Genomic DNA, 12,331 nt, shown 5'->3' with positions numbered 1-12,331 from the left:
TCGGGTGTTCTTTTTTTTGCTAAAAATTTGCCATTAAGGTGACATAAAGCGCACTTTTTAACGCCTTAGTTACAAGCAGACAAAACATCGGTGTGCAAAACTCGATAAAATTCAGGAAAATCGTTGCATTTGATCGAATGGGTCAACTACTCATCTGTCAAATTACATTATGCTGCACCATAAATTCGGCCACTTTATTTTTTAAGGCTATGGAAAGTTATGAATACAGAAGAGCAAAACATGGAAACGACAGTTAAATGTCCAAAATGTGGATCAACCCATATTGAAAAGCGTAACCATGAACAAAACTTACAAAAAATTGGTGGTGTCTTACTCAGTGGTGCAGGAACTGCTGCAGGGACTGTCGGTGGTGCGGCATCTGGCGCATCTATTGGTGCTGCGATTGGTGGTGTGACTGCAGGCCCACTTGGCGTGATTATGGGCGGAACCATCGGGACTTTTGTCGGTGCGATTAGCGTCGGTATCACAGGCGGTTTTCTCGGACACCGTTTTGGTAAAAAAGCCGGCGTGATCGTCGATCAAAATATTTTTCTCGACTACCAATGTTTAGACTGCAAACAGCGCTTTGAAGTTGAGCAACAGCCTGAAGATGCTGCAAAGACTTCGGATCAAGACTAAATTCGATGTAAAAAAAGAGCGCAGCAGTGCTCTTTTTTAATGGGTTATTGTTTTTCTAGCATGTATTTCTAGCCTATTGAAATGCTATTCGAAACCATAGTGAATCAATTATTTTGAAGCATCGGTTAAAGATTTTGAGTCCGCTTTGACTTGATCTTGTTTCGCCAAAAATTCTTTTTCTTCGGCTTTTTTCTCTTGCGGGAAATCCATACTGTATAAAACTGGCATTGCCGTACACAAGGAAGAAGCAGCCAATGCGGAACACAGGAAAATCATTCGAAAATTAATAATAGACATCACACACCCCAAAGAAGAAATTTAAATACAAATCATGTAATCAAAAAATAAAAATAGCGCGCCCAAAGAGACAGCAATAATCGACTCAAGGCCATCACTGAGCAGGCTGTATTTAAAAACTTTCAATATGTTATTGATATCACTTATTTTGGGTATTTTAAGAATAGTTCGACAGATTTATTTTTATATTTTTGGCGGCAATACAACGTCATAAATAAAGAGAAGTCACACGTAAAAAAGCAAGAAAAGTGCAATATTTAAGCCTTTTCTTGCCCGTTCGCTACAAAGTTTACTTTATTGCCTTTATCAAGCACGTTTCAAATCAACTTTTTGACCACTTCGCCTAGGCGTTTACCCTGCTCTTCACATAAGTTTCGCTCATCTTGACTCAATGACTGATCATGACGTGGACCACTGACATGGCTTGCACCATAGGGCGTGCCACCCGTTTTGGTATTCGATAATGCAGGAAGGGCATTACTTAAACCCATAACCATCATTCCATGATGAAACAAAGGTGGCAGCATGGTCAGCAAAGTACTTTCCTGTCCGCCATGCATTGAACCTGAACTGGTAAACACACAGGCAGGTTTACCATGCAATGCGCCATTGAGCCAAAGCGCTGTGGTTTGATCCCAGAAATATTTCATTTCCGACGCCATATTACCAAAACGGGTCGGTGAACCTAGCGCTAGACCTGAACAATGCGCTAAGTCATCTAAGCTACAGTAAATATCGCCTTCGGCAGGAATACTGGGCTGCACGTCGGTCACCACGGTGGATAAATTTGGAACGGTTCGTATTTTTACCGCCATCCCAGAAGCTTCAATTCCATTGGCAATTAAATGTGCCATCTCACGTGTTGAACCATATTTGCTGTAATACAGCACCAGTACATAAGCTTGCGTCATTTTTATAAATTCAATGAAAAAAGAAAACTATACGGTATTTTTCCTATTTTTTGGTTAAGCTAAGTGATGAAAATTGCATAAACATGACTAAAATAACTCGAGACTTGAAAGCATGATCGAAGCATTTTTAAAAAAACTTCCCTTTTACGACAAGAAATGGTTTCAGTTTGTTTTATTTGTCATTCGACGTTTTGAAGCCGATCGCTGCCGTGAACAAGCAGGATCATTGACCTATACCACCTTGTTTGCAGTGGTGCCCATGTTGACTGTATTTTTGGTCATCATCTCATCAATCAATGCCTTAGAGCCTGCTCGTCAACAGCTTCAACAATTGATTTATAGTAATTTTCTACCGAAAACGACGATTGCTTTCGATAAAGCACTGAATGCCTTCACCGATAAATCCAGTAACTTGACCGTGATTGGTGTGCTGTTTTTATTCATTACCACAGTCATGATGCTGACCAGTATTGAAACGGTATTTAACCGAATTTGGCGGGTGCGTGAGACACGTGGCGGCATAATTGGCTTCATGCGTTATTGGACTATTATCTCATTAGGCCCGATCTTACTGGGTAGCGCATTTGTTGTGTCATCTACCTTGGCCTCTATGAATGTCCTCAGCAATAATTTTGCCGGCTATGAACTAGACGGGGCTTTTCTGCTGTGGATCTTGTCTTTTTCATTGACCATTTTAGGTTTTTTCATTCTGTATTGGACGATTCCCAACCGCAGTGTGCCGATCAAGGCGGCGCTGATCGCGGGTGTCTTTAGTGCCGTGGTATTTGAATTACTCAAAAACCTCTTTGGTTTTGTCATGTCCAATTTCACCAGTTATCAAATCGTTTACGGTGCTTTTGCTGCGGTGCCAATTTTCCTACTTTGGATATTCCTTTCATGGAATATCGTGCTGATTGGGGTAGAAATTAGTTATGCACTGACCGCTTTCAATTCAGGCAAAGATCAAAAACGTCATCCTGTGATTATGTTGATGGATTTGCTTGAATTATTTTATAAGAAGCAAAAACTCGGTCAGAGCGTGACAGAAAAAGAAGCGCTTGAGGTTTTAGGGCGTGATGAAATCGGTCGCCTGCCGAGCTATATTTTATTATTTGAAAAGCAGCACCTGATTAAACGTACCGACGATGATCATTATGTTTTGGTTCGCAATTTAACCCAAGTAGACTTCTGGAGCTTTTACAGTAAACTGCCCTATCCGCTCCCTAAGCGCCAAGACCTAGGTCGCGTCGATCCAGATGATGTCTGGATGGAAAAAATTGGACCGCAACTGGTCGAATCGGATGATTATCTTGCGGCCAAACTCTCGATTCCGCTTGCGACTATTTTTGAAGAAAAATAACCTTAAATAAAAAGGAGAGCCGTAGCTCTCCTTTTTTATTTATACATGATCTTAGATCGCTGTACGTTGACGTCCCATCAATTTAGCTAACCATCGATGCAAGGTTACCGTCATCACCCCGACCATTACTAAGGCTGTCCCCAAGATAAAATTCAGCTCAATCGTTTCGTTTAAGATCAATACGCCAAAGACTAGACCAAAGATTGGAGTAAGGAATGAAAAAACGCCCAGACCATTGGCCAGATATTTACTTAACAGCCAAAACCACAACATCAGGCTAAAAAATGAAATAATGAGCACATGAAAAATCATGCTGCTGATGGACAGCACCGTCCAATGTACAGTCATTTGTCCTGTCAGCCATGCTACGGGTAATAAAAACACGCAACCACCGACTAACTGATAAAACAGCGTCTGAGTCGGAGGTGCATCAGAGAGTTTGGTGAGTCTTAATGAAATGGTGGTCAAGGCCCACATCACCCCAGCAAATAATGCCATCGCATCCCCCAACAGTGCTTGAGTGTTGACTGTAGTACTACTTTCACGTCCCATAAACGACAGGACAATACCTGAAAAGGCAATAAAAATACCGCCCCATTGGATCGCTGTGAGTTTTTCTTCAGGCAGTTTCCAATGTAAACCTAATGCCACAAAAATCGGTGCTGTATAGAGCAAGACAACAGTATGTGATGCAGAGGTATATCGCAGGGATTCTGCCACTAAAATAAATTCAGCTGAAAATAAAAACGCCAACCAGATACCCGGTAGCAAGTATTCGCGTGTATATAAATGTGTACCCGGCTTGAGACGCATCAGTGGAAAGACCAACAGCGCAGCCAGACCTGATCGAATGGCAATTTGCATGATCGGCGCAATATCAACCGCGGCCAATTTCAAAATGACCTGCTGAATCCCTAAAATCATGCACAAAATAATCATCAGACCAGAAGCTTTTGCATCTAGCGCCTTGCGCTGTTCCACACTTTTTACTCGACAATACGACAAGCAACACTATAGAACTGTCAGAAATAAAATATATACTTCAAAATAGACAAGTGATCTTCTTATTCAGGCAAAATTTCTCATGCGTCATAAAGCTCGTGCAGATCATACGCAGTTGCAACAACTTCCCACCAACGATGAAATTCAAGCAGCACTGTGGATCAGTTTTCGTGACGATCCTGCACTGTCTGTTTATCCCGTTCATGGACATGCTTGGGGCGAGTTTGTCTATGCCTTTAATGGCGTAATGGAAGTGAACATCAACCAGATAGACTATATTACCCCACCACCTTATGGCATTTGGCTTCCCCCACACTTAGAACATAGTGGTTTAAATCGTACTGCAGTTTCACATGGCACCTTATATGTACATGAATCTCTATGCACCCACTTGCCGAAACAACCGGGGATTTTACTCAGCTCACCTTTAGTTACAGCGATATTCAGCCATTTGCGTCTGTTGCATCAACAAGCCGATCTCATGGAAAATACGGCCGAGTATCAACGCTTACTCCATGTGATCTTAGATCAACTGCATCAAGCCAAACTGGTCAGTAGTTATTTACCGCATTCGGATCACCCTGCCCTCAAACAGCTGCTTGATTATTTACATCAACATCCTGCAGATCAGAGCGCGCTTGAGCAATTGGCAAAGCGGATAAATATGACGGAACGTACTCTGGCGCGTTATTGTCAAAAAGAACTTGGGATGTCCCTGCATGAATGGCGACAACGTCTCAAAGTCATGAAAGCCATGTCCATGCTCAACGCAGGCCAAACCGTCGAAAATATTGCCTTAGAACTTGGCTATGCCAATGCCTCAGCGTTTATAAATATGTTTAAAAAATGGATGCTTTGCACCCCAGATCAGTTTAGGAAATCCGTTTTAAAGCCCTAAATGTGTTTAAATTTAGCTATAAGTGTCTCTATAAAGTGATTCAACAATCCGTTAAGATCAAAAAATCTACGAAAATGATAATAATTCCATTTCAAATGAATAAAAAAACCATTTTAGCGCTGTGTTTATCTGCCGTATTTTTAACGGCTTGTAGTTCCAAAGAACAGCGTGAATTTAAATCTGCACTCAAAACCGCTCAAAGTGGTGATGCGACTGCGCAAATGAAAGTGGGTGATTTATACCTCAGTGGAACGGGCACAGAACAAAATATCGAACAAAGTGTACATTGGTACAAAGCTGCTGCGGATCAAGGCACTACGGACGCATTCGCATGGTTGATGACCCAAGCTTATCAAGGCAACCCGCATGCAGATCAAGTGATTCGAAAGATGCAGCAAGATGGCAATATTTTCCTTGCACACTGGGTGCTAGACCTTGCAAAAAAGACTCATGATCCTGCTGCTGAATATACCGTTGGTTGGATGTACGACACTGGAAAAGGCTTAATTCAAGATAAGCACCAAGCGCAAATTTGGTATGAAAAAGCTGCCAAACAAAAGAATGTCGAAGCAATCAAAGTCTTGGGAAATCAACATTATTTTTCTGAACATCCTTCGTCTACACCCGACAAAGCAGCTGAATATTTAAGCTATGCCGCAGAACAAGGGCAAGATGCTGACGCGGCGATGAAAATGGCACATTATTATCATTATGATATTCGAGATGGTGAAAAAGCGCGACAATGGTATGCCAAAGCAGGTGCATTGGGAGACACTGACTCACAGCATATGGCCGAGACCTATGAAGCATGGAAAGATACTGGTCCTTTACAACCGAATGAGCCACCGCCATCAAGCAGTACCGAATAGATCAATCAAAAAAGGCTGCATTAAGCAGCCTTTTTTGTATTTTTTTCACAGATTATTTGACAAAAGTTGTCCAAACAAAATCCTGATTTTTGCCTTTCAGGGTCATTTTCAACTGCTCACCTGACTGTAGTGCCGCGACACCCGCAGGCGTACCCGTCATGACCACATCACCCGCTTCAAGACTAAACACTTGGCTAATATCTGCCAACAAAGTACCCACATCAAAAATCAGCAATGCAGTATCACCGTTCTGGCGCAGTTCATCATTGACATGCAAGGTGTAATGCACATCTTTCCAATCTTGAACCACCTCTTGAACATCGACCCAATCCGCAAGGATGCAAGAACCATCATAAGCTTTGGCACGCTCCCAAGGCTGACCTTTTTTCTTTAAGTCATCTTGTAGATCACGCAAGGTCAGGTCTAGCCCCAAAGTCACAGCTCCGACTGCTTCTAAGGCTTTGCGTGGATCAGTTTCAGCCGATAAAGGACGATCAACACGTAAACTTAATTCGCATTCATAGTGGCAACTGCCCCATGCAGGATTCCATGAGATGCCTTGCTCTAATGCGGTTAATGCACTTGGCGGCTTCATAAAAAGTACAGGACGGTCAGGAATTGCATTGCCTAATTCTTTGGCATGATCTGCATAACTACGACCGACGCAAACAATTTTAGATGGACGTGACTGCATACTACTCCCTCTTTTGTTATGAATAGATTGTCTTAGTGCTGAAAAGTATTGCTAAAAGTCGCTTGGTCCGCAGTATTTTTAAATGCACTTTTCGGCACAATAATCACGGTTTTATTTTTCAGCTCAAGCATATAGGTCAATTTGCCTTCAGCAAAATTTGCCACTTCAGCATAATGAAAGACATTCTTACGCCCATTGGCATGAATTTCTGCATAGTCTTGAAATAAATCAATACCTTGTTCACTTTTGCCTAATTGGTATTTTACAAACTGGCGTTTAAACATCATCGGTAAAAACCAATAACGCATGATGCCTTGAAGAAGTAAAAAGAAAGCGCCCAGCCCAACATAGTAGGCACCAACTCCATCTACACCCAAGTAAAAACCCCAGATGATAATCCCAAGGCTAATAGCTGGCGTTAAAAAACGCGTAAATTGCTTTTTGCCAAAAGTAGCTAGTGCAAAACCATCCTGTGATTCTTCTAGATTTAAAAAATAGCGCAGCGATAATGCAGGTAGATTCTCAGACATAAGCGTATGAATATTTAAAAATGAATTGCGCTAAATACTACACCACAATTCAAACTTGCTTCATGCTTTTTAATGGTCGGTTGTAACACTTCACTACTTCCCTTCCACCTAGAAATACGTTAAAAACAGCAACAAATAAAAGATTGCATACGCAGGATGTGACATGCAGATAACAAAAATAATCATGATGCTAGCGTTTCTGAGTGGACTGAGCATATCGACCAGTTGGGCCAAATTCGTTCAATGGCAACCCCAGATTCCTAGTAGTTTGGACTTGTTTAATGGCAATGCCAAAGCCTTGGCAAATCTTGCCGGTGATCACATCGTGATTTTTGCACATCCTTCACAGCAGATTAGTCTGCCCACGATGAAAGCAGGTCAAAAAGTCGTTGGTAAATTTCAAAGTGCCGCCGTGGTTGTCCCAACCAACAGCAAAAATGTGTCCAGATTACTCAGTAATTATCCAAACTATGCTGGCTTATTTCCCACGCTAAAATCTGCTGAGGTTTTGCAACAGCAAGGTTCAACCAGCCAAGTTGAATACCGCATCCATATCCCGACACCTATTCCGGTTTTAAACTTTAAAGAAACCGTGGTGATGCAGCACCAAATTGATCACAACAGCATTAATAGTTTGGTTCTACAAGCACCGGTGCCCTTTGGTGCAGGGAAAATTGAATGGTTTGAGATCGATGCTCAACACACCTTGATTAGTGTGACCCAATGGGGCGATTTAAATCAGCCCAAAGGTTTTTTGTTTAGCAAAATATTAAATGCCTTACCCGATGCTAAATTAGGGATTCCTGCGGGAGCCAATGGTTTTTTACTCGAATCATTACAGCGTCGATTTAAAGCCTTTAGCAGCGAAACTCTCGCTGCAAATCAATTACCTGAACTCAAATTAAATGCCTCTCAACTCGACAAAGTCACCCAATTAAGTCAAAGCTCGAAAGAACCTGTGTCCTTTATTTTGACAGCGCAGCGCGTTCCCTTTGGGCAAAATTATGAATTGATGCGCTTTAGCACCAGTTTTCAATATTATGCACAAGAGCCTTCGAGCTTACAGCGTTGGATTAATGTGTCTTCGTTCAAGCACTTATTTCCAAGACAAGTCAAACATATGCAAGTACAGAAAATTAATCCACACCTGATGGATGCCGACTATAAAATTTCGGTGGGTTTAGGTGTGATCAATATTCCCTTTGATTTTAAAATGCGTTTTAACTATCCAGACTTACTGCAAAATCAATACACTGCGACAGGTGGGGACTTAAAGTTTGTCCGAGGTGCAATGCATATTCGCCCCTTACAACAAGGGTCGTTATTACAATTGACCAGTGCGGTGAAGATTGATGATAAAGCACCTTTTTTACTTCGTGCTATGCGCAGTATGCCGTATCACGACATGTTACCGGCTTTAGGGGGCAATACGGTCTTTGCACTCAAAGTTAAACAGAAGTTAAGTTAGAACCTTGATTGATGAGCTGAATTTATTGGTTTTAGCTATATTTCAGACACAAAAAAACCGCAACATATGCGGTTTTTTCAATCTTGATCAAGTTGGTGCGCTCAGAGAGATTCGAACTCCCGACCCCTTAGTTCGTAGCCAAGTGCTCTATCCAGCTGAGCTATGAGCGCGACGTCTTGATGAGGCTCATTATACGTGATTTTTATTTTTTGTTAAGAGCTTTTTCATATAAATTTAACCAAACGCACAGCAAATAAACAATTACCCTTTAAACACGCTAAAAATCAGCCAGATTTACTTTTTTAATGGCTTTTTCATCACAAGTTTGGAATCTACAGGTAGCTGTACTCACTTATAAATGCTCAAAATAGATAACAAATATATTGCCATCATTGAATCACGGCTTTAACTCACCCAACTTTTCTTTATCTTAGCTTTAAAAAATGCATCGCCATGAACATCTGAAATGAGGGTTTATCTGCTGAAAAAAGCAAAATCAAATTTACTGATGGATCGTCTTATGAAATAGAACGCTTTATACAATCTAAGTAAGAGACAAAAGACAAAAGACAAAAGACAAAAGACAAAAGACAAAAGACAGGCTGCATCAAAACGATAAATCACAGGCACAAAAAAACCACAACATGTGCGGTAATTTGTTCAAGTTGGTGCGCTCAGAGAGATTCGAACTCCCGACCCCTTAGTTCGTAGCCAAGTGCTCTATCCAGCTGAGCTATGAGCGCGTAACTTGTGTCGTCTTAAAAGACTACGTTTTCAGATTTACTTATTGGTGCGCTCAGAGAGATTCGAACTCCCGACCCCTTAGTTCGTAGCCAAGTGCTCTATCCAGCTGAGCTATGAGCGCGACATAAGTAAATCGTGGCGGTGAGAGAGGGATTCGAACCCTCGATACAGTTGCCCGTATGCATCCTTAGCAGGGATGTGGTTTCAGCCACTCACCCATCTCACCGTAACGTGCCGCCATAATACAAAGATCATGATACGACTGCAAGCACAGTCGTTATATTTTTTTCATTTTTTTACTCAATTAGATATTTTTTAAACGATTTTCAAAAAATTAGTGCAAAATTAGTTCAGCACACACTGCTGTCCCCTACTTTTCAGCTTTAAACATTATAAAATATCGGCATAAAACACTTTATTGCAATCAATTGCGTGCAGTATCTGCTTGCATGACTTATGCTAATCCTAATCTTCTGATTTGAAGCCAAATACATATGAAAAACTGGGTCGACCCTGAAGCAAAAGCTGAAGCCGAACGTTATGACAATCCAATTCCAAGCCGTACTCTAATTCAAGAGACGATTGAACAACTGAAAACTGCAATGTCGCATGCCGATCTTGTAGAACATTTTGAAATTGCCGATCAAAAAAGTATTGATGCACTGAGTCATCGTCTGATTGCGATGGTTCGAGATGGTCAGTTGATGAAAGATGGATTTAAGTTCCAGCTTGCAGCTGAGCAACCGACTCATGAAGCAACGGTTTATATCAACTCAAAAGGTTTAGGCACAGCCAATATTAGCGGTGAAGATGACCTTTTACTTCCTGAGCGTGAGTTACGTCAGGTGTTTAATGGTGACCGTGTTAAAGTCCGCCAAACTTCGGTAGACCGTAAAGGCAAAGCATGGGGCTTTATTACTGAAGTTCTACAGCATCGTATCAAAGAAATTATTGGTAAAGTGTCTGAGTATGAAGGCGAATATTTTATTCAGCCGGCAAATCCCAATGCACACCAACCGATTACTTTAGAAAAAGAATTAATCGAGCATGCCAAAGTCAAACTCGGCGACTCTGTGCGTATTGCGATTGACAGCTACCCAACCAAAGAAGAATTTGCGACAGGTCATATTGTTCAGTCGATGGCAGATAAAGCAGACACTGAAATTATTATTCCGCAAACCATTTTAGAGTTTGGTTTACCTTACGAATTCCCTGAAGCGGTACAACAAGAAGCCGACAGCTTTAAAGAGCCATCAGAACAAGACCGTGAAGGTCGTGTCGACTTACGTGATTTAGCGCTTGTCACCATTGATGGTGAAGATGCCCGCGACTTCGATGATGCCGTGTATGCGGAAAAACGTCCGGGTGGTGGTTATCGTGTTGTCGTGGCAATTGCCGATGTCAGCCATTATGTACGTCCGGGTAAACCGCTCGACGACGAAGCTCAAGAGCGCGGTACATCGGTGTACTTCCCTCATTTTGTATTGCCGATGTTGCCTGAGGCGCTGTCGAATGGTTTATGTTCTTTGAACCCACACCTAGACCGTTTATGTATGGTCTGTGATTTAAACTTATCTCGCGCGGGTCGTGTCACTAAGTTTGAATTCTATCCGGGTGTGATGCATTCAAAAGCTCGTTTGACCTATACTCAAGTGGCCGAATATTTTGAGGGTAATAGTCAAGCCATTCCTGAAAACCGTGATGTGCGTAAATCGGTCAATACCCTATTCCAATTGTATCAAGTGTTGAAAGGCTTACGTGCTGAACGCCACGCGATGGAATTTGAAACCGTTGAAACTTATATGACTTTTGATGAGCTTGGCGGTATTAATGAAATCTTACCGCGTAGCCGTAATGATGCACATAAGTTAATTGAAGAATGCATGTTGTTGGCAAACGTCGCAGCGGCAGAATATGCATTAAAAAACGAAATTCCGATGCTGTACCGTGTGCATGAACCACCTGAGTTCTCACGTATTCAAAAGGTTCGTGACTTTGTGAAGTTATTGGGGCTGCCATTCCCTGAACAGCCGACTCAAGCTGACTATCAAGCCGTGATTGATGCCACTAAAGACCGTATTGATGCTCCAAGTATTCATGCCGTTTTACTCCGCTCAATGATGCAAGCTTATTATAGCGCGAACAATGCAGGTCACTTTGGCTTGGCTTATGAAGCGTATACGCATTTCACATCTCCAATCCGTCGTTATCCAGACTTGTTACTTCACCGTGCCATCAAAGCACAATTGAAGAAAAAGCCTTACCCAATTTCTGGTGCTTCGCTGGATGATGCAGGTGAACACTTCTCTGCGACTGAGCGCCGTGCAGATGAAGCTTCTCGTTCTGTCACTACATGGTTGAAGTGCCATTACATGCAGCAGCATTTGGGTGAAGAGTTTGTCGGCACCATCAGTGCGACTGCTGAATTTGGCCTGTTTGTAACGCTCAAAGACTTATATGTTGATGGCATGATCCACGTCAGCCAATTGGGTGATGACTTCTTTGTCTATAACCAACCAAGTCAGAGCTTAATTGGTCAATCTCGAGGTCAAGTTTTCAGTCTCGGCGATGAAGTGAAAATTAAAGTTGCTGGTGTAAATCTAGAAGAGCGCAAAATCGACTTTGAATTGATTCAACAATTGAGCCATGCAGGTCGCGCTATTCGCGCACGTGCCCCTCGTGTTGCAAAACCTACAGCCAAAGAAGAAGTCTTTTCAGAACGTAAAACCAACGCTGCTGAAGATGGAGAACAGCCCATACGACGCAAAAAGTCGAAATCTAAGCCCAGTTCATTCGGTAAAAAGCCTGCTAAAAAATCTGCAAGCAAATCTGAAGCGAAGGCTAAAGATAAAGTGAAGAAAAAGTTAAAAGTAAAAAAGAAAAAATCCAATGCCAAAGCAAAGGGTGAGTAAATTTTAC

At 41.9% G+C, this 12,331-nt stretch carries 11 protein-coding genes and 4 tRNA genes; 6 read left to right on the top strand and 9 right to left on the bottom strand.

The window, feature by feature from the left end; translation table 11 throughout:
- Positions 1 to 240 precede the first annotated feature (240 nt).
- Positions 241 to 639 carry a hypothetical protein gene (locus FTU79_RS06385; RefSeq protein WP_180049320.1) on the top strand — a complete coding sequence of 133 codons (399 nt, stop codon included), beginning with the start codon at positions 241 to 243 and terminating at the stop codon, positions 637 to 639.
- A gap of 108 nt (positions 640 to 747) precedes the next feature.
- On the opposite strand, the gene FTU79_RS06380 is transcribed toward FTU79_RS06385, so the two are convergent.
- Both FTU79_RS06380 and wrbA read right to left on the bottom strand, forming a co-directional pair.
- Positions 748 to 936 (bottom strand): hypothetical protein, encoded by a 189-nt coding sequence (locus tag FTU79_RS06380; RefSeq protein ID WP_180003478.1) that lies wholly within the window; start codon positions 934 to 936, stop codon positions 748 to 750.
- Between the two features lie 317 nt (positions 937 to 1,253).
- Positions 1,254 to 1,847, bottom strand: coding sequence for an NAD(P)H:quinone oxidoreductase (gene wrbA / locus FTU79_RS06375; RefSeq protein ID WP_111885937.1), 594 nt, complete (start codon positions 1,845 to 1,847; stop codon positions 1,254 to 1,256).
- Between the two features lie 112 nt (positions 1,848 to 1,959).
- Between wrbA and FTU79_RS06370 the strand changes: the two genes are divergently transcribed.
- Positions 1,960 to 3,207, top strand: a complete 1,248-nt coding sequence (locus FTU79_RS06370) for a YihY family inner membrane protein (protein WP_180049297.1) — start codon at positions 1,960 to 1,962, stop codon at positions 3,205 to 3,207.
- A gap of 51 nt (positions 3,208 to 3,258) precedes the next feature.
- Here the strand turns inward: FTU79_RS06370 and FTU79_RS06365 are convergent, their stop codons facing one another.
- Positions 3,259 to 4,188, bottom strand: a complete 930-nt coding sequence (locus tag FTU79_RS06365; RefSeq protein WP_180049295.1) for a DMT family transporter — start codon at positions 4,186 to 4,188, stop codon at positions 3,259 to 3,261.
- A 103-nt stretch (positions 4,189 to 4,291) separates the two neighbouring features.
- On the opposite strand from FTU79_RS06365, the gene FTU79_RS06360 reads away from it, so the two are divergent.
- Positions 4,292 to 5,107, top strand: a complete 816-nt coding sequence (locus tag FTU79_RS06360) for a helix-turn-helix domain-containing protein (protein WP_180049293.1) — start codon at positions 4,292 to 4,294, stop codon at positions 5,105 to 5,107.
- Between the two features lie 95 nt (positions 5,108 to 5,202).
- Positions 5,203 to 5,976: a tetratricopeptide repeat protein gene (locus FTU79_RS06355; protein WP_180049291.1), complete on the top strand. Its 774-nt coding sequence runs from the start codon at positions 5,203 to 5,205 to the stop codon at positions 5,974 to 5,976.
- Between the two features lie 52 nt (positions 5,977 to 6,028).
- Here FTU79_RS06355 and FTU79_RS06350 read toward each other — a convergent pair whose 3' ends face one another.
- Together FTU79_RS06350 and FTU79_RS06345 are read right to left on the bottom strand one after the other, a co-directional pair.
- Positions 6,029 to 6,670: a fumarylacetoacetate hydrolase family protein gene (locus FTU79_RS06350; protein WP_180049289.1), complete on the bottom strand. Its 642-nt coding sequence runs from the start codon at positions 6,668 to 6,670 to the stop codon at positions 6,029 to 6,031.
- Between the two features lie 32 nt (positions 6,671 to 6,702).
- Positions 6,703 to 7,200, bottom strand: a complete 498-nt coding sequence (locus tag FTU79_RS06345) for a YcxB family protein (protein WP_180024361.1) — start codon at positions 7,198 to 7,200, stop codon at positions 6,703 to 6,705.
- Between the two features lie 184 nt (positions 7,201 to 7,384).
- On the opposite strand from FTU79_RS06345, the gene FTU79_RS06340 reads away from it, so the two are divergent.
- Positions 7,385 to 8,668 carry an SRPBCC family protein gene (locus FTU79_RS06340; protein ID WP_257224258.1) on the top strand — a complete coding sequence of 428 codons (1,284 nt, stop codon included), beginning with the start codon at positions 7,385 to 7,387 and terminating at the stop codon, positions 8,666 to 8,668.
- A gap of 93 nt (positions 8,669 to 8,761) precedes the next feature.
- On the opposite strand, the gene FTU79_RS06335 is transcribed toward FTU79_RS06340, so the two are convergent.
- The 4 genes from FTU79_RS06335 to FTU79_RS06320 form a co-directional block, all read right to left on the bottom strand.
- A tRNA-Arg gene (locus FTU79_RS06335) sits at positions 8,762 to 8,838 on the bottom strand.
- Between the two features lie 496 nt (positions 8,839 to 9,334).
- A tRNA-Arg gene (locus tag FTU79_RS06330) sits at positions 9,335 to 9,411 on the bottom strand.
- A 45-nt stretch (positions 9,412 to 9,456) separates the two neighbouring features.
- A tRNA-Arg gene (locus tag FTU79_RS06325) sits at positions 9,457 to 9,533 on the bottom strand.
- 15 nt (positions 9,534 to 9,548) lie between these two features.
- Positions 9,549 to 9,638: transfer RNA gene (locus FTU79_RS06320), tRNA-Ser, on the bottom strand.
- A 268-nt stretch (positions 9,639 to 9,906) separates the two neighbouring features.
- Here FTU79_RS06320 and rnr point away from each other — a divergent pair.
- Positions 9,907 to 12,324, top strand: coding sequence for a ribonuclease R (gene rnr / locus FTU79_RS06315; RefSeq protein ID WP_180049285.1), 2,418 nt, complete (start codon positions 9,907 to 9,909; stop codon positions 12,322 to 12,324).
- Positions 12,325 to 12,331 lie beyond the last annotated feature (7 nt).

Source organism: Acinetobacter sp. YH12144 (genome assembly GCF_013418345.1).
Classification (GTDB): domain Bacteria; phylum Pseudomonadota; class Gammaproteobacteria; order Pseudomonadales; family Moraxellaceae; genus Acinetobacter; species Acinetobacter amyesii.
The sequence above is the reverse complement of the archived record's forward strand: the minus strand, read 5'-3'. Positions and strand labels throughout refer to the sequence as shown.

Excerpts from the sequence above, each read along its gene's own strand:
- FTU79_RS06385 (WP_180049320.1), top strand. The coding sequence starts at position 241 with ATGGAAACGACAGTTAAATGTCCAAAATGTGGATCAACCCATATTGAA.
- FTU79_RS06380 (WP_180003478.1), bottom strand. The coding sequence starts at position 936 with ATGTCTATTATTAATTTTCGAATGATTTTCCTGTGTTCCGCATTGGCT.
- wrbA (WP_111885937.1), bottom strand. The coding sequence starts at position 1,847 with ATGACGCAAGCTTATGTACTGGTGCTGTATTACAGCAAATATGGTTCA.
- FTU79_RS06370 (WP_180049297.1), top strand. The coding sequence starts at position 1,960 with ATGATCGAAGCATTTTTAAAAAAACTTCCCTTTTACGACAAGAAATGG.
- FTU79_RS06360 (WP_180049293.1), top strand. The coding sequence starts at position 4,292 with ATGCGTCATAAAGCTCGTGCAGATCATACGCAGTTGCAACAACTTCCC.
- FTU79_RS06355 (WP_180049291.1), top strand. The coding sequence starts at position 5,203 with ATGAATAAAAAAACCATTTTAGCGCTGTGTTTATCTGCCGTATTTTTA.
- FTU79_RS06350 (WP_180049289.1), bottom strand. The coding sequence starts at position 6,670 with ATGCAGTCACGTCCATCTAAAATTGTTTGCGTCGGTCGTAGTTATGCA.
- FTU79_RS06345 (WP_180024361.1), bottom strand. The coding sequence starts at position 7,200 with ATGTCTGAGAATCTACCTGCATTATCGCTGCGCTATTTTTTAAATCTA.
- FTU79_RS06340 (WP_257224258.1), top strand. The coding sequence starts at position 7,385 with ATGATGCTAGCGTTTCTGAGTGGACTGAGCATATCGACCAGTTGGGCC.
- rnr (WP_180049285.1), top strand. The coding sequence starts at position 9,907 with ATGAAAAACTGGGTCGACCCTGAAGCAAAAGCTGAAGCCGAACGTTAT.